Source organism: Bradyrhizobium australafricanum (genome assembly GCF_020329495.1).
In the GTDB taxonomy this organism is placed as follows: domain Bacteria; phylum Pseudomonadota; class Alphaproteobacteria; order Rhizobiales; family Xanthobacteraceae; genus Bradyrhizobium; species Bradyrhizobium australafricanum.
In genome coordinates, this window is record NZ_JAGKJL010000046.1 from 40965 (window position 1) to 59197 (window position 18233).

The 18233-nt window shown below is 65.6% G+C and carries 22 protein-coding genes; 11 read left to right on the top strand and 11 right to left on the bottom strand.

Annotated features, from left to right (window positions below; all coding sequences use genetic code 11):
* Positions 1–17: 17 nt before the first annotated feature.
* From J6525_RS32185 to J6525_RS32225, 9 genes are all read right to left on the bottom strand, one after another.
* Positions 18–374 carry a DUF4189 domain-containing protein gene (locus J6525_RS32185; RefSeq protein ID WP_225647761.1) on the bottom strand — a complete coding sequence of 119 codons (357 nt, stop codon included), beginning with the start codon at positions 372–374 and terminating at the stop codon, positions 18–20.
* A gap of 285 nt (positions 375–659) precedes the next feature.
* Positions 660–2264, bottom strand: a complete 1605-nt coding sequence (locus J6525_RS32190) for an NTP transferase domain-containing protein (RefSeq protein WP_018272400.1) — start codon at positions 2262–2264, stop codon at positions 660–662.
* On the bottom strand, positions 2261–2962 hold the full coding sequence (locus J6525_RS32195; RefSeq protein ID WP_225163161.1) for an XdhC family protein: 702 nt from the start codon (positions 2960–2962) through the stop codon (positions 2261–2263). Before J6525_RS32195 ends, J6525_RS32190 begins: the two co-directional genes overlap by 4 nt.
* Before the next feature lie 2 nt (positions 2963–2964).
* On the bottom strand, positions 2965–3288 hold the full coding sequence (locus J6525_RS32200) for an XdhC family protein (protein WP_018272401.1): 324 nt from the start codon (positions 3286–3288) through the stop codon (positions 2965–2967).
* 28 nt (positions 3289–3316) lie between these two features.
* A complete protein-coding gene (locus J6525_RS32205; protein WP_225163162.1) occupies positions 3317–4519 on the bottom strand; it encodes a vWA domain-containing protein in 1203 nt (400 codons plus the stop codon).
* Between the two features lie 105 nt (positions 4520–4624).
* Positions 4625–5530, bottom strand: coding sequence for an AAA family ATPase (locus J6525_RS32210; protein ID WP_225647749.1), 906 nt, complete (start codon positions 5528–5530; stop codon positions 4625–4627).
* A gap of 48 nt (positions 5531–5578) precedes the next feature.
* Complete coding sequence (locus J6525_RS32215; protein ID WP_050383296.1) at positions 5579–6385, bottom strand: FAD binding domain-containing protein; 807 nt, start codon at positions 6383–6385, stop codon at positions 5579–5581.
* A 36-nt stretch (positions 6386–6421) separates the two neighbouring features.
* Positions 6422–6907, bottom strand: a complete 486-nt coding sequence (locus J6525_RS32220) for a (2Fe-2S)-binding protein (RefSeq protein WP_028336799.1) — start codon at positions 6905–6907, stop codon at positions 6422–6424.
* A gap of 155 nt (positions 6908–7062) precedes the next feature.
* Entirely contained in the window at positions 7063–7509 is a 447-nt protein-coding gene (locus tag J6525_RS32225; RefSeq protein ID WP_016840413.1) for an SRPBCC family protein, read from the bottom strand.
* 210 nt (positions 7510–7719) lie between these two features.
* On the opposite strand from J6525_RS32225, the gene J6525_RS32230 reads away from it, so the two are divergent.
* The 3 genes from J6525_RS32230 to J6525_RS32240 all read left to right on the top strand — a co-directional run bounded on the left by J6525_RS32230 (position 7720) and on the right by J6525_RS32240 (position 10435).
* Positions 7720–9075: a 3-carboxy-cis,cis-muconate cycloisomerase gene (locus tag J6525_RS32230; RefSeq protein ID WP_225647750.1), complete on the top strand. Its 1356-nt coding sequence runs from the start codon at positions 7720–7722 to the stop codon at positions 9073–9075.
* Between the two features lie 83 nt (positions 9076–9158).
* Positions 9159–9941: a 3-oxoadipate enol-lactonase gene (pcaD, locus tag J6525_RS32235; RefSeq protein ID WP_092090128.1), complete on the top strand. Its 783-nt coding sequence runs from the start codon at positions 9159–9161 to the stop codon at positions 9939–9941.
* 110 nt (positions 9942–10051) lie between these two features.
* Entirely contained in the window at positions 10052–10435 is a 384-nt protein-coding gene (locus tag J6525_RS32240) for a carboxymuconolactone decarboxylase family protein (protein ID WP_092090102.1), read from the top strand.
* Between the two features lie 74 nt (positions 10436–10509).
* Here J6525_RS32240 and J6525_RS32245 read toward each other — a convergent pair whose 3' ends face one another.
* A complete protein-coding gene (locus J6525_RS32245; protein ID WP_092090101.1) occupies positions 10510–11043 on the bottom strand; it encodes a hypothetical protein in 534 nt (177 codons plus the stop codon).
* A gap of 249 nt (positions 11044–11292) precedes the next feature.
* Between J6525_RS32245 and J6525_RS32250 the strand changes: the two genes are divergently transcribed.
* Complete coding sequence (locus J6525_RS32250; RefSeq protein WP_225647751.1) at positions 11293–11514, top strand: hypothetical protein; 222 nt, start codon at positions 11293–11295, stop codon at positions 11512–11514.
* Between the two features lie 46 nt (positions 11515–11560).
* Positions 11561–11995 (top strand): hypothetical protein, encoded by a 435-nt coding sequence (locus J6525_RS32255; protein WP_225647752.1) that lies wholly within the window; start codon positions 11561–11563, stop codon positions 11993–11995.
* A 94-nt stretch (positions 11996–12089) separates the two neighbouring features.
* On the opposite strand, the gene J6525_RS32260 is transcribed toward J6525_RS32255, so the two are convergent.
* Positions 12090–12236 (bottom strand): hypothetical protein, encoded by a 147-nt coding sequence (locus tag J6525_RS32260; RefSeq protein WP_162832451.1) that lies wholly within the window; start codon positions 12234–12236, stop codon positions 12090–12092.
* A gap of 369 nt (positions 12237–12605) precedes the next feature.
* Between J6525_RS32260 and J6525_RS32265 the strand changes: the two genes are divergently transcribed.
* The 6 genes from J6525_RS32265 (at position 12606) to J6525_RS32290 (ending at position 18226) form a co-directional block, all read left to right on the top strand.
* The gene (locus J6525_RS32265; RefSeq protein ID WP_028339921.1) at positions 12606–13523 is read left to right on the top strand and encodes an ABC transporter permease subunit; all 918 of its coding nucleotides are present in this window, start codon (positions 12606–12608) and stop codon (positions 13521–13523) included.
* Positions 13524–13533: 10 nt separating this feature from the next.
* Positions 13534–14859, top strand: coding sequence for a high-affinity branched-chain amino acid ABC transporter permease LivM (livM, locus tag J6525_RS32270; protein WP_092088592.1), 1326 nt, complete (start codon positions 13534–13536; stop codon positions 14857–14859).
* Positions 14856–15689, top strand: a complete 834-nt coding sequence (locus J6525_RS32275) for an ABC transporter ATP-binding protein (RefSeq protein WP_225163169.1) — start codon at positions 14856–14858, stop codon at positions 15687–15689. Before livM ends, J6525_RS32275 begins: the two co-directional genes overlap by 4 nt.
* A gap of 128 nt (positions 15690–15817) precedes the next feature.
* Positions 15818–16210 (top strand): endonuclease domain-containing protein, encoded by a 393-nt coding sequence (locus J6525_RS32280; RefSeq protein WP_233443066.1) that lies wholly within the window; start codon positions 15818–15820, stop codon positions 16208–16210.
* Positions 16207–16941: an ABC transporter ATP-binding protein gene (locus tag J6525_RS32285; RefSeq protein WP_028336790.1), complete on the top strand. Its 735-nt coding sequence runs from the start codon at positions 16207–16209 to the stop codon at positions 16939–16941. The genes J6525_RS32280 and J6525_RS32285 overlap by 4 nt, the downstream gene beginning before the upstream one ends.
* A 166-nt stretch (positions 16942–17107) precedes the next feature.
* On the top strand, positions 17108–18226 hold the full coding sequence (locus J6525_RS32290; protein ID WP_092088588.1) for a branched-chain amino acid ABC transporter substrate-binding protein: 1119 nt from the start codon (positions 17108–17110) through the stop codon (positions 18224–18226).
* Positions 18227–18233 lie beyond the last annotated feature (7 nt).

Below are 18233 nucleotides of genomic sequence, written 5' to 3' on the forward strand. Positions count from 1 at the left end.
GGATTGCGGCGACTGCCTTACCCCTTGGCGTCGCAGGCCCAGGCGCGGATCACGCATTCCTTGCCGCCATAGTCGTAGCACTTCTTGGTCGCGGCATTGAGCGAGCTCGAGATCTTCGGCGCCACGGCATAGCCATGGGCGCCGCAGGGATTCTTCATGTCGATCGAAAGCGCGGCGCGGGCGCGCTTCATGGTGACGGTGGTGCAATCGCCCTTGCACTGCTTCAGCGCGGCGGCGCGCGCCGCGCCTTCCGCCGGATAGTCGTAGGCCTGGCCATACGCTCCGCACTTGCCGACCGCGAACGCGCCGGCCGCGCGCGCTTTGGGCACGAAGGTTTCCACCGAGAAACGCGTGGCGCCGAGCTGCAATGTCAGGACGAGAATCGTCAACGCGCGACGCTGCGCGGCGGCGGTCGAAATGATCAAGCGGAAATCCCCCAAAGCCCGGCGCGGACTGTACGCAGGGGTCGTTTCCAGATGGTGAATGACGGGTTGAGGGGCGCAACTCTAACCACCCGTCGTCCCGGCGAAAGCCGGGACCCATAACCACCGCCTTGTGCGATGGAGTTCGCTGGAGCCCCAGCGTCGCACAACAACTGCATCCTGTGGTTATGGGTCCCGGCTCGCGCTTCGCTTGGCCGGGACGACAGCGGATAAAGCCTACCCGCGCCGCGCGGCTTCCAGCGCCTGCGGGGTGTCGATGTCGAGGAAGGCGCTGTCGCCTTCGACCGGGACCTCGGCGACCACCTCGGCATGCTTGGTGATCAAGTGACGCGCGCCGATGTCGCCGTCGAGCGTCATCAGCTCCTTGAAGAAGCGCCGCGACCACAGCACCGGATTGCCGCGGCGGCCCTCACTGACGGGGACCGCGATCAGATGGCCGCGGTCGGGCGCGAAGGTCTCGATCAAACGGTCGATCAGCTTCGCATCGATCAGCGGCATGTCACCGAGACAGACGATCGCGCCGTCGGCGCTGTCGGACACCGCCGCAATGCCCGCCTTCACCGAGCTGGCGAGGCCGCCGGCGAAATCCGGGTTGCGGACGAACTTGACCTTGAGGCCATCGAGCGCCTGCTCGACCAGCTCGGCCTGATGCCCGGTGACGACGATCACCTCGGAAGCCTTCGACGCCAGCGCCTGCTCGGCGACGATGCGCGCGAGCTTCTTGCCGTCGAGCTCGGCGAGCAGCTTGTTCGGGCCGCCCATCCGGGTCGAGCGACCGGCGGCAAGCACGATCGCGGCGACGTTGCGATTGCCTTCGGTGTCCGGCACCGTGCGCGGCTGCGGCCGCGTCACGATCTCCATCAACAGGCCGCCGACGCCCATGCCGGTGAGATCCGACCGCTTCACCTTGATGCCGGCGAGCAGCCGCATCAAGACCCAGTCAAAGCCGTTCTCGACCGGCGAGCGCGCGCAGCCCGGCGCGCCCAGCACCGGCACGCCGCCGGCGCTGCCGATCAGCAGCAGATTGCCCGGATCGACCGGCATGCCGAAATGCTCGACGGCGCCGCCGATCTCGGTGATCGCAGCGGGAATGACATCGCGGCGGTCGGCGATCGCGGACGCCCCGAACACGATGACGAGCTCGGCCCCTAAGCCGAGCAATTCCTTGATCGAGGCGGCGAGCACCGTCTCGTCATGCGGCACGCGGCGCTCGGCGATGATGGTGGCGCCGGCCGGCGCGAGCCGTTCGGCGGTGACGCGCAGCGTCTTGTCGATCACCTTCGGCGCGAGGCCCGGCAGCAGCGTCGAGACCACGCCGACCTTCCGGATCACATAGGGCGCGATCCGCAGCGTATCCTTGCCGGCAACCGCGACGGCGGCATCGCGCAAGCGCCCCTCGACGCCGAACGGGATCAGCTTGACGGTCGCGATCATCTCGCCTTCGACCACCGGCTTGAACGCGGCGAGGGTTGCGAAGGTGATGGCCTCGTCGACGTCGTTGATGCGGTCGACCGCGGCGCGATCGATCACCAGCACGCCGGGGCGCGCCGCGAACAGATTGGCGCGACCGGTGAAGGCGCGCTCGACATTGACGCCCTCGCCGGCCACCGCCTGCGCGATGCTGGCCGCCGCGGCGTCCTCGGAGACGTCGCCCTCGTCGAGCCGCACCACGACGATCTCGTCGACGCCGGCCTTGGTCAGCGCCTCGACCTCGGCGGGGCCGATCGTGGTGCCCTTCTTGAGCACCAGCGCACCCTGGCGGAGGGTATGCACGGTGACGCCGCCAATCGCGTCGGCCGGACTGGCGGGACCGAATTTCATGCCGCTTCTTCTTTTTGCTTGGGAGGCAGGCGCAGCTGCGCGGTGATCTCGGCCATGATCGCGACCGCGATCTCCGACGGCGACACCGCGCCAATGTCGAGACCGATCGGCGCGTGGATGCGCGCGATGTCGCTGTCTTTGGCGCCCTGCGCGCGTAGCCGCTCGGCGCGCTTGGCGTGGGTCTTCCGCGAGCCCAGCGCGCCGATATAGAAGCAGTCGCGGTCGAAGGCGTGCAGCAGCGCCGGATCGTCGATCTTCGGATCATGCGTCACCGCGACGAAGGCGGTGTAGTGATCGACGTTGAGCGGCGGCAGCGCGACGTCGGGCCATTCGGCGACCAGCGGCACGTCGGGGAAGCGCTCCGGGCTCGCAAACGCGGTGCGCGGATCGACCACCGTGACGTCATAGTCGAGCGAGCGCGCCAGCGGCGCCAGCGCCTGGCTGATATGGACCGCGCCGATGATCACGAGCTTTGCGGTCGGCGCGTAGACGTTGAGGAACAGTTTTTTGCCTGATACCTCGACATTGCCGCTCTTGCCCATCCTGAGCTGCTTTGCGAGCTCGGCGCGCAGCGGATCGGCGGCGATGTCTGCGGCCTTGACCAGGCGCTGATCGCCATTGGCGGTGTCGGTGACGATGATGACCGGGCGGCGCGCGGCGCGCTCGGCGTTCAGCTCTTTCAGGATCTCGAGCTTCACGGCTAACCAACCTTCTCGACGAACACGCGGATGGTGCCGCCGCAGGACAGGCCGACATTCCAGGCGGTCTCGTCGGCAACGCCGAATTCGAGCATTTTTGGCTGGCCGCTGGCGATGACGTCGAGCGCTTCCGTCACCACAGCGCCCTCGACGCAACCGCCGGAGACCGAGCCGAGGAACGTGCCGTCGTCATTGATGACGAGGCTCGAGCCGGCCGGGCGCGGCGCCGAGCCCCAGGTCTCGACCACGGTGGCAAGCGCCACGCCATGGCCCTCTTTCTGCCAGGTCTCGGCGGCCTGCAGGATGTCTTCGTCGCGGTTCAGCATGGCGGCCTCCTGTGAAATCGGATGCTTCTTAGGCTACAGAGCGGATCAGGCTGCGGTGGTGCGCCGGCGGCGGGGATGACAGCGCCCCGATCAAGCCCTTGATGGACGTCAAGTTATGCACCGGGCGAAATTCGTCAACGTGGGGCAACATCATTTTGATGCCCTGCGCCTTGGCCTCGAAGCCGGAGTAGCGCAGCAGCGGATTGAGCCAGATCAGGCGGCGGCAGGAACGGTGCAATCGGTCCATCTCGAAGGCCAGTTTGGCATCCGCCTCCCGTTCTAGTCCATCGGATATAAGGAGGACGATGGCGCCCTGCCCGAGCACCCGGCGGGCCCAGAGCTGGTTGAAGCTGTGCAGCGAGGTCGCGATCCGCGTCCCGCCGGCCCAGTCCTCGACCGAGGACGAGCAGCTCGCCAGCGCCTCGTCGGGGTCACGGGCCCGTAACGCCCGCGTCACATTGGTCAGGCGGGTGCCGAACAGGAATACCGAGACCCGCTTGCGGTAGTCGGTGATGGCATGCAGGAAATGCAGGAACAGGCGGGTGTACTCGCTCATCGAGCCGGAGATATCGAGCAGCGCCACGATCGGCGCCGGCTTCTCGATCCGGCCGAGCTTTCGGATGTCGATGATCTCGCCGCCGGTGCGCAGCGAGTTGCGCACGGTGCGGCGCATGTCGAGCCGCAAGCCGCGCGCATCCGGCTGATAGCGGCGGGTCACGAGCTCGGCCTGCGGCAGCCGCATCTTGGCGATCTCGCGCGTCACCTCGGCGATCTCCGCCGCGGTCATCTGCGCAAAATCCTTCTTCTGCAGGATCTCCTTGTCGGAGACCGAGAGCTTCAGCTCCTGCTCCTGGGCCTGCGGCCGCTCCTCGCTCCGCGCCGGCTGCGCCATCGCCTCCTGGACGCGGCGCGAGGCCGGCGGCGGCTTCTTTCTGGCGTGATCCGGCAGCGGCACCGAATCCAGCATGCTCTTCCACTCCTCGGCGGCGCGGAAGAACAGCATAAAGGCCTGGCGGAAGATCAGCGCGTGCTCGTGGCGCTTGACGAAGATCGCTTCCAGCGTGGCGTAGAAATCGGCGCGATGGCCGACCTCGATCAGCTGCAGCGCATCCAGCGCATCGATCACCGAGCCCGGCCCGACCGGGAGTCCGGCCGCCCGCAGCGCGCGGGCAAAGCCGATCACGTTGTCGGCCATGTGGCCGGTCGGAGGCGCGAGGTGGTTGATCGCCATTGTTGTTTAGCCTCGTCATTCCGGACCGCACGAAGTGCGGATCCGGAATCTGGAGATTGCGGCGCGAGATTCCGGGTTCACGCATCGCGTGCCCCGGAATGACGGCTAGTCGCTCGTCGCTTCCTTCAATGTCTTCTGCAGCGCATCGCCCTGCATGCGCGCGATGTCGTCCTGATACTTCAAGAGCGCGCCCAGCGTGTCGCCGACGACCTGCGGCGTCAGCGAGCGGGCGTCGAGCTCGGACAGCGCGGTCGCCCAGTCGATGGTCTCGGCGACGCCCGGCGACTTGTAGAAATCCTGGTTGCGCAGCGCCTGCACGAAGCGGACGACCTGCTGCGACAGCTTTGCGGAAATGTTTGGCACCCGCGATTTGACGATCGCGAGCTCGCGCTCGGCTGTGGGATAATCCACCCAGTGATAGAGACAGCGCCGCTTCAGCGCGTCGTGGATCTCGCGGGTGCGGTTCGAGGTGATGATCACAATCGGCGACGCCGGCGCCTTCACGGTGCCGAGCTCGGGAATCGTGACCTGGAAGTCGCTGAGGATTTCCAGCAGATACGCCTCGAACGCCTCGTCGGCGCGGTCGAGCTCGTCGATCAGCAGCACCGGAGGGCCCGCGACATCGGGCTCGAGCGCCTGCAGCAGCGGCCGCTTGATCAGGAAGCGTTCGGCGAAAATGTCGCTGGCGAGCTGGTCGCGATCGGTATCGCCGGAAGCCTCCGCCAGGCGGATCGCGATCATCTGCGCCGCACTGCTCCACTCGTAGACCGCGGAGGCGACATCGAGGCCTTCATAACATTGCAGGCGGATCAGCTTACGCCCGAGCGCCGCCGACAACACCTTTGCGATCTCGGTCTTGCCGACACCGGCCTCGCCTTCGAGGAACAGCGGCCGGCCCATCCGCAGCGCGAGATAGGTCACGGTCGCGAGCGACCGCTCGGCGAGGTAGCCGCGCGAGGTCAGGAGATCCTCGAGCGCATCGACGGAAGTGGGTAACGCCGATGCACTCATGGAACAGCCAGTCTTCGAACAGAGGTCAGCAAAGTCACGCCCTGGTACTTAGTCCTTGGCGTTCGCGGCTTCCACCGCCCGGCGCGTCAAAACGCCGATCAAATGCGCGCGGTATTCCGCACTGCCGTGCAGGTCGCTATTCAGCCCGTCGGCCGAAACCGCGATGCCGTCGAGCACCTTGTGCGAGAAGCGCTTCTTCAGGGCGTCCTCGAACGCGGTGACGCGGAAGACGCCGTCGGAGCCCGCACCGGTGACCGCGACGCGCACGTCGGACGGACGCTTGGCCACGAACACCCCGACCAACGCATAACGCGAGGCCTGGTTGCGGAACTTGACGTAGGCCGCCTTCTTCGGCACCGGGAACATCACCTTGGTGATGATCTCGTCGGCCTCCAGCGCGGTCGAGAACAGGCCCTGGAAATACTCCTCGGCCTTGAGGCGGCGCTTGTTGGTGACGATGGTCGCGCCCAGCGCCAGCACCGCGGCCGGATAGTCGGCGGTCGGGTCGTTGTTGGCGAGCGAGCCGCCGATGGTGCCGCGGTGGCGCACGGCGGGATCGCCGATCAGGCCGGCAAGCTCGGCCAGCGCCGGGATCGCCTCGCCCACGACTGCGGAGTTCGCGACTTCGGCATGCTTTGCGGTGGCGCCGATCACCAGCGAGCGGCCTTTCATCTCGATCGTGTCGAGACCTTCGATGTGGGAGAGGTCAACCAGATGCGGCGGGCTGGCGAGCCGTTGCTTCATGACCGGCACCAGCGTGTGACCGCCGGCGATCAGCTTGGCGTCCTCGTTCTTCACCAGGAGGTTGGCGGCCTGCCGCACGGTGCCGGGACGGTGATATTTGAATTCGTACATTGGAATGTCCTGATCGCGCTCGCGATGAATTGCGGATTAAGCGAGGTCCGACTTCGCCATCGCCTTGGCGCCGGCGGCGATCGAAGCAACGATATTCTGGTAGCCGGTGCAGCGGCACAGATTGCCTTCCAGCTCCTCGCGGATCACCTCGTCGGAGAGCTCGTGGCCCTTGCGATGGACCAGATCGACCGCGGTCATGATCATGCCCGGCGTGCAGAAGCCGCACTGCAGGCCGTGATGCTCGCGGAAGGCCTCCTGCATCGGATGCAGCGGCGCGCCATCGGCCGCCAGCCCCTCGATGGTCTTGACCTCATGACCGTCGGCCATCACCGCAAGCGTCGTGCAGGACTTCACCGCCCTGCCGTCCAGATGCACGACGCAGGCGCCGCACTGCGAGGTGTCGCAGCCGACATGGGTGCCTGTCAGCCGCAGGTTTTCGCGCAGAAACTGGACCAGAAGGGTACGGGGGTCGACATTCGCGTTCACGGGGTTGCCGTTCACGATCATTGAAATCTTGGCCATCAGCACTCTCTTATCTGCGCCACCGCATATCGGCGAAGCAGGCGGTTTTAAATCATTCCAGACGGCATAATATGGGCGCGCCCCGCGATGGGCAACCTTTCGAGCCACCCATCCAGGACATGGCCGGACCTGAATAATCCAGCCGAAAGGCGGGGCTAACCCTGCACCGCCTTGGCGAAATTTGCAAAGAATTCATCGGCCAGCTTCTTGGCGGCGCCGTTGATCAGGCGCTGGCCGAGCTGGGCGAGCTTGCCGCCGATCTGCGCCTCCACATTGTAGCTCAGAAGCGTGCCGCCATCCTTGTCTGCAAGGCCAACTGTGGCGCCGCCCTTGGCGAAGCCGGCGACCCCGCCCTCGCCTTCGCCTGAGATCTTGTAGCCGTTCGGCGGGTCGAGATCGCTCAATGTGACCTTGCCCTTGAAGCGGGCGGAGACCGGGCCGACCTTCATCTTGGCGGTGGCGCGGAAGCCGCCCTCGTCGGTCTTCTCCAGCTCTTCGCAGCCGGGAATGCAGGCCTTCAACACTTCGGGATCGTTGAGCTTGTCCCACACAGCCTGGCGCGGCGCTGCAAGCTGGACTTCGCCGGTCATTGTCATGGCCATGGGGGACCTCCTCGATCGCTAGAACCTTTTCCCCCAAGTAAAGCAGCCGGGACACAAAGGAAAGGGCACCTTCGGAGGATGAGCGATGCATATTCGCAACCGCAGCAAGCCAAGCCGATCGTTCACGAAATCGCGCAATCCCCGTTGTTGAAAATGCAGGCAGCCCCGGGGCATTGGCATCGACGCGCGACAGTGGTTAGGTCGCCGGCCATGAGCACAGCCCTCTCTCCCCTGCTTGCGCCGATGCTGTCGAGCGCCGCGATGCGCACGGTGTGCGACGACGCCGCCACGCTGCAGAACATGCTGGATTTCGAGGCCGCGCTGGCCCGCGCCGAGGTGGCCTGCGGGGTGATTCCCGCAGCTGGCGCAGGACCAATCGGCGCCGCCTGCAAGGCCGAATCATTCGACCTGGCCGCGCTGGCCGACGCCGCGACGCGGTCCGGCAATCTGGCGATCCCGCTGGTGAAGGCCCTGACCGCCAATGTCGCCAAGGCGGACGCCGAGGCGGCGCGCTACGTGCATTGGGGCGCGACCAGCCAGGACGTCATCGACACCGCGACCATGCTGTCGCTGCGCGCGGGGATCGACGCGCTGCTGACCGACCTCGACCGCGCCGTCGCCGGCTTCGCCAAGCTTGCGCGCGCCCATCGCGACACCGCCGTGGTGGCGCGGACCTGGCTGCAGCATGCGCTGCCGATGCCGTTCGCCCTGAAACTCGCCGAATATGCCGCGGCGCTGCATCGCTCCCGCAAGCGCTTGCTGCGCCTGCGCCGCGAGACGCTGGCGCTGCAATTCGGCGGCGCCGCCGGGACGCTCGCCGCGCTCGGCGATAAGGGGCTGGCGGTCGCCGCCGCCCTTGCGCGAGAGCTCAATCTGCCGCTGCCGGATGCGCCCTGGCATACCCATCGCGACCGCATCGCCGAGGCCGCGTCGGTGTTCGCCATCCTCGCCGGCAGCTGCGGCAAGATCGCGCGCGACGTGTCGCTGATGATGCAGACCGATGTCGGCGAGGCCTTCGAGCCGGCCGGCGCCGGCCGCGGCGGCTCCTCCACCATGCCGCACAAGCGCAATCCGGTCGCTGCCGCGAGCGCGCTGGGGGCTGCGACCATGGCGCCGAATCTTGCCGCCACGATCTTCGCCGCGCAGGTGCAGGACCATGAGCGAAGCGCCGGTCCGTGGCATGCGGAATGGCCGACCTTGCCGGGCCTGATGCTGGTGACCTCGGGCGCGCTTGCCGCCATCGTCGATCTCGCCGAAGGGCTCGAGGTCGATCCGGCGCGGATGCGCGTCAATCTCGATGCGACTCAGGGGTTGATCATGGCGGAAGCCGTCACCGTTGCCCTCGCCGACAAGATCGGCAAGAGCGACGCCCATCATCTGATCGAAGCCGCCAGCAAGCGCGCGGTCGCGGAGAAGAAGCATCTGCGCGAGGTGCTGTCGGCGGATGCCAAGGTCACCGCGCATCTCGACGCGAAACGAATCGCGGAGCTGTTCGAGCCGATGGCCTATCAGGGCGCCTCGCAAGCGCTGATCGACCGCCTGCTGGCTTCACTGGATGACAAATAGCGACGACGTCATTGCCGGGCAAAAGCGCGAAGCGCGTCTTCGCGCAGGTGACCCGGCAAGCGCATAACGGGAGGGACAAGACGATGCCGATGATCAACGCCGACGGGTGCCTGCTCAACGTCCAGGTGGACGGCCGCGACGGCGGGCCGACCTTGATGCTGTCGAACTCGCTCGGCTGCACCTTGCAGATGTGGGAGCCGCAGATGCGGGCACTAACGCAGCTGTTCCGCGTCATCCGCTACGACCGCCGCGGTCACGGCAAATCCGGCGTGCCGGCGGGCCCCTACTCCATGGAGCGGTTCGGCCGCGACGTGCTGGCGATCCTCGACGACCTCAACATCGAGAAGGTGCACTGGTGCGGGCTGTCGATGGGCGGCATGGTCGGACAGTGGCTGGGAGCGAATGCCCCCGAGAGATTCGGCAAGATCATCCTCGCCAACACCGCCTGCTACTATCCCGATCCGACCAACTGGCTGAACCGCATCAAGGCGGTGAAGGAAGGCGGCATCGCCGCGGTCGCCGACGCCGTGATCGCCGGCTGGCTGACCGCAGATTTCCGCGAGCGCGAGCCGGAGACCGCGGCGCGCATGAAGGCGATGCTGATTGCCTCGCCGGTCGAAGGCTATCTCGCCTGCTGCGAGGCGCTGTCGACACTCGACCAACGCGCCCTGCTGCCGAAGATAAAGAGCCCGACCCTGGTGATCGCGGGAAAGCAGGACATGGCAACGCCGGTGTCGGCAGGCGAAATGATCCGCAGCGGCATTCCCGGCGCCAGCATGACGCTGCTCGATGCCGCGCACATTTCCAATGTCGAGCAGTCGCACGCCTTCACCGAAGCCGTGGTCGGCTTCCTGACGCAGCGGTAATCACAACCACAGACGTCATTGCGAGGAGCAAAGCGACGAAGCAATCCATGCCTCGGCAATCGGTGAGATGGATTGCTTCGCTTCGCTCGCAATGACGGAAGGAGACATCCATGGACGACAATCAGCGCCGCGACGACGGCATGACGCAGCGCCGCAAGGTGCTCGGCAATGAATGGGTCGACAAGTCGATCAAGAACCGCAACGCGTTCAACACCGACTTCCAGGACCTGATCACGCGCTATGCGTGGGGCGACATCTGGACCCGGCCGCATTTCGATCACCGCACCCGCCGCGTGCTTGTGATCGGCACCATGGTCGCGCTCGGCCAGTGGGACGAATTCCGTCTGCATGTGCGCGCCGCGCTCGCCGAGGGCGGCTTCACGCCCGACGACATCAAGGAGATCCTGCTGCAGCAGGCGATCTATTGCGGCGTGCCAGCGGCCAACCACGCCGTCAAGGAAGCCGGCGCGATCATTGCCGAGCTAGGAGCATGATCCGGAAAAGTGCGAAGCGGTTTTCCGAAAAGATCATGCGCAAAAAACGACTAAAGCGCGAAGACTATCGCGCTTTAGGGCTGCTGAACGGATAGCTGGCCTGCGGGCGTTTCGGTGGTCGTTGCTGCATTGGCAGACGGTTGAGCTCGCTTCGGCGAGGTCTCGAACAGCATCACGATCGCGGTCCCGAGCAGCATCAGGAGCTCGGACGCATGCATGCGCATCGCTTCGACCTCGCCGACCTTGGAGGCCATCATCATGCTAGCGAAGCTCAGCACACTGCCAAGGCAGAGCGCCACCGCAAGTGCCTCGTCGGCGCCACTGCTGCTCCTGCGCAGCGGCGAGAAGGCGGCCATCGCGAGGAAGACTGTGAAGAACGCCACCACGGTGATCCGCGCCAGCGCGAGCAGCCACGCGAGGCGCACAGTCGCCATCTTGCCGAGGTGCAGATAGTCGCTGGCATAGAACGCGATCGATACGCTCGGCCGCTCATAGAGGCCGTGGATCGGCGACACCATGATGCTGAAGGCGATGATGGTCCAGACCGGAATGAAATAGGCCGCAAGCAGCGCGCCGTTGAAGGAGCTGATCCGCCAGTTGTTCGACATTGCCGCTTCCCGTGCATCCCGCGCCTTTCAGACCGGCGACGGTTCAGGGCGCGAGCTAACGCCGATCAATTGCCGACAGCAATTTAAACCCTTTGTTAGGGTTAAGCGCGATGCGATGGTTCCGGATCGATGCGATCGGGCCCGGCCGGGATCTGCGCAAGATCGGCGCCGGCCGGGGATAAAGGGGGTAAAATGACCGAAAGAACGCGCGTTTTCGTCGCAACGCCCTGCTACGGCGGCGATCTGAAGATGGCCTATGTGTTGTCCGCCCTGAAGCTTCAGGCTGCGGCCACCGCCCGGGGCATCGACATCCAGTTTCATCTGATCGGAAACGAATCGCTGATCGTCCGCGCCCGGAACGAACTGGCCCACCAATTCCTTGCATCCGGCGCCAGCCATCTCCTGTTCATCGATGCCGATATCGGGGTTCGAACCCGAGTCCGTCTTCCGGTTGCTGGATTGCGGCACTGATGTTTCGGCCGCGGCCTATCCGCTCAAGCACATCGATTGGGCAAAGGTGCAGCGGGCTGCGGACGCCAAGCGCAAGAACCTCGCGTCATCCTCGCTGGACTATGTCGTCACATGGGAGGGCGACCAGATCACATCTCGCGGCGACGGCTTCGCCAAGGTCCGATATGCCGGAACCGGCTTTCTCATGATGAAGCGATCCGCCCTCGTCAGGCTGTGCGACGCCCATCCCGAACTCAAATATCGGGCGAACCACAAGTCCAACGACTTGAACACCGGCGACCTGGTCCGCGCCGACCTCGACCGCGTGTCGCTGTTCGAATGCATGATCGACAAGACGACCGGCGAGTATTTGTCCGAAGATTACGCGTTCTGCCGACGCTGGATCGATCTCGGTGGCGAAATCTGGCTCGACCTTCGAAGCGAGCTCACGCATTTCGGTTCGTACGCCTTCCGCGGCCGCTTCGCCGACCAGTTGGCCTGAACAAGACAGCCCAAGCGAAAAGGGTCTAAGCCTGAACAAGGGAGGCCTCGCCTTTCGGCGAGGCCTCCCTGCTAGTTCGGCTCAATTGTCCGAATTAGCGCTCCGGATTGGGCTTCTGGCCCTGCCGGCCCGGATCCTGCTGTTGCTGGCCGGGCTTCTGGCCGCCGCCCTGCTGCTGCTGGCCGGGCTTCTGATTGGGGTTCTGGTTCGGCTGTCCCGGATTCTGATTTGGGTTGCTCATTCAGCTACTCCCTTTGCTTTCATCAAGCTGGGGACAACGCGTGCGTCGGAAGCGCGGTTGCTCGGGGAACACGGGTTCCGGCGTGATCATTGCAAGGCAAGGCCATGTCGGCCCTGTGACATCGGAACCGCATCCGCCAAACTAGTTATGTACAAGCCCTTTCTACTGCTGCCACGCTGTTGCCGCGCCCGGGGTTCCACTGTTAGAAAACGACACGACGCGACGGATCAGGCTGCCGGGGCCCTCGCCGCGTCACCCTCGACGTAGCGTTTTCGAGCGAAGTGGGAACCGGTTCGCGTGAAGAAAGCGCGTCCAGATCAACACGAGAGCCTTGTCGGTTCTCAACCGAACGGGCTCTGACGGCAGCGCATGGATTATTTCGCCCAGCAACTGATCAACGGCCTCGTGCTCGGTTCGATCTACGGCCTGATCGCCATCGGCTACACGATGGTCTACGGCATCGTCGGCATGATCAACTTCGCCCATGGCGACATCTTCATGATCGGCGGCTTCATCGCGCTGATCTCGTTCCTGGTGCTGGTGTCGCTCGGCCTCACCGCGATCCCCCTGATCCTGCTGATCGTGCTGCTGGTCTCGATGGCGATCACCGCGCTCTACGGCTGGACCATCGAGCGCATCGCCTACCGGCCGCTGCGACATTCGTTCCGCCTGGCGCCGATGCTCTCGGCGATCGGCATGTCGTTCGTGCTGACCAATTTCTCACAGGTGTCGCAGGGCGCGCGGGTGAAGCCGGTGCCGCCGATCATCACCGGCGGCTACACGCTGCATGAAGGCTCGTCGGGCTTCGCCGTGCAGCTCTCCAACATCCAGATCATGGTCGTGCTGGCCACCATCGTCGTGCTGGCGCTGTTCACCTGGCTGGTCTCGCGCACCCGGCTCGGACGCGACATGCGCGCCTGCGAGCAGGACCAGACCATGGCCGCGCTGCTCGGCGTCGACGTCGACCGCACCATCTCGATGACCTTCGTGATCGGCGCCGCGCTCGCCGCGGTCGCAGGCATGATGTATCTCTTGTATTACGGCCTGGTCGATTTCTTCATGGGCTTCGTCGCCGGCATCAAGGCGTTCACCGCCGCTGTGCTCGGCGGCATCGGCTCGCTGCCGGGCGCGATGCTCGGCGGGCTCGCGATCGGCCTGATCGAGACGTTCTGGTCGGCCTATTTCTCGGTGGAGTACAAGGACGTCGCCGCGTTCTCGATCCTGATCGTGGTGCTGATCTTCATGCCGACCGGCCTGCTCGGCCGTCCCGAAGTCGAAAAAGTCTGACAGGCACTTCGTGAGCGCGACCTCAGCCCGCCCCTCGCACGCCGCGCAGCCCTCGGGCAGCGCCTTCATTCTCAAGAAAGCCCTGATCAGCGCCCTTGTCGCGCTGGTGCTGTTCTCGCTGATGATCGGCATTCGCACCGAAGCCGGGCCGCAGGGCGGCCTGATCTACTGGACGCGGTTCGGCGATCTCGCCGCCCTTGTCGGCGCGGTGTTCGGCGGCAGCATCGTCGTCGAGTTGCTGCGGCAATGGTGGGGGCCGGTCGACAAGGACCGCATCGTGCCGAAGCCGGTGCAATCGGCGATGTCGTTCGCCGGCCGCTGGCTGGCGCCGGCGCTCCTGGTGTTCACCTTCCTCGTGCCTGTGATCTTCTACAACCAGCGCTATATTCTCGACCTGTCGATCCTGGTCCTGACCTATGTGATGCTGGGATGGGGATTGAACGTCGTGGTCGGCCTCGCCGGCCTGCTCGACCTCGGCTATGTCGCCTTCTACGCGGTCGGCGCCTATTCCTACGCATTGCTCGCGACCAATTTCGGATTGTCGTTCTGGGTCTGCCTGCCGCTTGCCGGCATCCTGGCGGCGTTCTGGGGCGTGCTGCTCGGCTTCCCGGTGCTGCGGCTGCGCGGCGACTATCTCGCGATCGTGACGCTCGCCTTCGGCGAGATCATCCGCCTCGTCATCATCAACTGGCAGAGCCTGACCGGCGGCCCCAACGGCGTCTCGGGAATTCCCCGCCCGACCATGTTCGGCATTCCGCTGACGGCGGGTGATGACGGGCTCGCCGCCAAGCTCGGCATCGAATTCTCGCCGACCCACCGCCTCGTCTTCCTGTTCTATCTGATCCTGGCGATGGCGCTGATCACCAACTGGGTGACGATCCGGCTGCGGCGGCTGCCGATCGGCCGCGCCTGGGAGGCGCTGCGCGAGGACGAGGTCGCCTGCCGCGCGCTCGGCATCAACACCACGACCACCAAGCTGACGGCGTTCGCGACCGGCGCGATGTTCGGCGGCTTGGCAGGCGCGTTCTTCGCCACGCGGCAGGGCTTCATCAGCCCGGAATCCTTCACCTTCCAGGAATCGGCGCTGGTGCTGGCGATCGTGGTGCTCGGCGGCATGGGCTCGCAGCTTGGCGTGGCGCTCGCCGCGCTGACCATGATCGGCGGCTTCGAGCTGTTCCGCGGCCTCGATCAATACCGCATGCTGGTGTTCGGCATGGCGATGGTGCTGCTGATGATCTGGCGGCCGCGCGGGCTGATCGGCCATCGCGCGCCGACCGTGTTCCTGGAACGCAACCAGGCGATCTCGTCCGACCTCGTCAAGGAGGGCCACGGATGAGCGGCGACCCTATCCTCACCGTCGACCGCCTGATGATGCGCTTCGGCGGCATCGTCGCGGTCAACGAGCTGTCCTTTGCCGCCGAACGGCGCAAGATCACCGCGCTGATCGGGCCGAACGGCGCCGGCAAGACCACTGTGTTCAACTGCATCACCGGGTTCTACCGGCCGAGCGGGGGCGCGATCCGCCTCGCCCATGACGACGGCCGCACCATCCAGCTCGAGCGGCTGAACGACTTCCGCATTTCCAAGCAGGCCAAGGTGGCGCGCACCTTCCAGAACATCCGGCTGTTTCCCGGCATGACCGCGCTGGAAAATCTGATGGTCGCCCAGCACAACGCGCTGATGCGCGCCTCGGGCCTGACCCTGCTCGGGCTGCTCGGCCTGCCGTCCTGGCGCGAGGCCGAGCAGCGCGCCATCGATCTGGCGCGGACCTGGCTTGCGCGCGTCGGCCTGCTCGAGCGCGCCGACGATGCCGCGGGCAATTTGCCCTATGGCGACCAGCGCAGGCTCGAGATCGCGCGCGCGATGTGCACTGAACCTGTGCTGCTCTGTCTCGACGAGCCGGCGGCCGGTCTGAACGCGCGCGAGAGCGGCGGGCTCAACGAGCTGCTGCTGTCGATCCGCAACGAACAGGGCACCTCGATCCTCCTGATCGAACACGACATGTCGGTGGTGATGGAGATCTCCGATCACGTCGTGGTCATGGACTACGGCGTCAAGATCGCCGAAGGCACGCCGCAGACGGTGCGCGACGACCCCAAAGTGATCGCCGCCTATCTCGGCGCCGACGAGGAAGAGGCGATCGCCGTGATGGAGAGCGGCACGTGACGAGCGCAGCCAGCAAGCCCCCCACCTCCCCCTGCAAGGGGGAGGTCGACCGCGAAGCGGGCGGGTGGGGGTCACGCTTTTCCCGCACGAAAGATATGACGGCACGGGCGCGATCTCTCCGCGCAAACATGACCGATGCGGAAGCCTGCCTCTGGCGTGCGTTGCGTCGCGATCAACTCAACGGCTTCTCTTTCCGCAAGCAGCACCCCATCGGCCCGTACACCGTCGACTTCTACTGCTCGCGCCTTGGTCTGGCTGTTGAGGTGGACGGTGGTCAGCATGCCGAGCAGCGGAAGCAGGCCGACGATCGCCGAACCGCATGGCTCGCGGAAAAAGGCGTCACCGTGGTTCGCTACTGGAACCACGACGTGCTGTCGAATTTGGACGGCGTGCTGAGCGACTTGGTCACGCACATGGAGAGATTGGCGCAAGCGGCGACAACCCCCACCCCAACCCTCCCCCTTTCAGGGGGAGGGAGAACCGACACCACCATGTCGGCCAAGAAGGGGAACGAGTCATGACCCAGCCCCTGCTCGCGGTGCGCGGCGTGCGCGCGGCGTATGGCAAGATCGAGGCGCTGAAGGGCGTCGATATCGAGATCAATCGCGGGGAGATCGTCGCCCTGATCGGCGCCAACGGCGCCGGCAAGTCGACGCTGATGATGACGATTTTCGGCAGGCCGCGCGCCCGCGCCGGCGCCATCGAGTTCGACGGCCGTGACATCACCGGCGTGCCGACCCACGAGATCGCGCGGCTGCGCATCGCACAATCGCCGGAGGGCCGGCGGATCTTTCCGCGCATGAGCGTCGCGGAAAACCTGCAGATGGGCGCCGATGCCACCGAGTGCAGCGAGGCCGAACGCGCAGCCGGGCTGGAGCGGGTGTTCGCGCTGTTCCCGCGCCTGAAGGAGCGCGTCGCACAACGCGGCGGCACGCTGTCGGGCGGCGAGCAGCAGATGCTGGCGATCGGTCGCGCCTTGATGAGCCGGCCGCGGCTGTTGATGCTGGACGAGCCCTCGCTCGGGCTCGCGCCGCTGATCGCGCGCCAGATCTTCGACGCCATCCGCACGCTGAACCGGCAGGACGGCCTCACCGTCCTGATCGTGGAGCAGAACGCCAACCATGCGCTGAAGCTCGCCCATCGCGGCTATGTCATGGTCAACGGGCTGATCACGCTGGCCGGAACCGGCGCCGAATTGCTGCAGCGCCCGGAAATCCGCGCCGCCTATCTGGAAGGCGGCCGCCGCGGCTAGCTTGACGTTCCGTGCCGCCCCCGCAAGCAAGACGCGGCGGATGCAGCGTCGATTTGCCTGAAAATTGCCGGTGACTTCGCCGCGAAATCAGCTGAGAATGCCCGCGGTTTTGGGGCCCGGCGTGCCGGGCCCTTCCGCAAGAGGCAACGACCACGAGGGACGTCTCATGAAATCACTGAAGCTGATCGGCCTGGCACTTGGCGCTTCGTTCGCATTATCGGCGAGCGCGTTCGCGCAAGACATCACCATCGCCGTCGCGGGCCCGATGACGGGCTCCGAATCCGCTTTCGGCCGGCAGATGAAGAACGGCGCCGAGCAGGCGGTCGCCGACATCAACACCGCCGGCGGCGTGCTCGGCAAGAAGCTCGCGCTGGAAGCCGACGACGATGCCTGCGATCCGAAGCAGGCGCGCTCGATCGCGGAAAAGATCGGCTCTTCGAAGATCCCGTTCGTGGCCGGCCATTTCTGCTCGTCGTCCTCGATCCCGGCCTCCGAGGCCTATGCCGACGCCAACGTGCTGCAGATCACCCCGGCCTCGACCAACCCGCTGTTCACCGAGCGCAAGCTCTGGAACGTGGCGCGCGTCTGCGGCCGTGACGACCAGCAGGGCCTGGTCGCCGCCGACTACATCATGAAGAACTACAAGGGCAAGAACGTCGCGATCCTGAACGACAAGACCACCTACGGCAAAGGCCTCGCCGACGAGACCAAGAAGGCGCTGAACAAGGCCGGCTTCCAGGAGAAGATGTTCGAGTCCTACAACAAGGGCGACAAGGACTTCAACTCGATCGTCTCGCGCCTGAAGCGCGACAACATCGATCTGGTCTATGTCGGCGGCTACCATCAGGAAGCCGGCCTGATCCTGCGCCAGATGCGCGACCAGGGCCTGCAGACAGTGCTGATGGCGGGCGATGCCATGAACGACAAGGAGTTCGCCTCGATCACCGGCCCCGCCGCCGAAGGCACGCTGTTCACCTTCGGCCCCGACCCGCGCAACAAGCCGACTGCGAAGGCGATCGTCGAGAAGTTCAAGGCCAAGAACATCGATCCCGAGGGCTACACGCTCTACACCTACGCCGCGATGCAGGTCTGGACGCAGGCCGTCGCCAAGGCCGGCACCACCGACGCCAAGAAGGTGATGAACGCCATCAAGGCCGGCGAGTGGGACACCGTGCTCGGCAAGATGGCCTTCGACGCCAAGGGCGACATCAAGGCGATCGATTACGTCGTCTACAAGTGGGACGCCAAGGGCAACTACACCGAGATCAATCCGAAGGGCTCCTGATCGACTC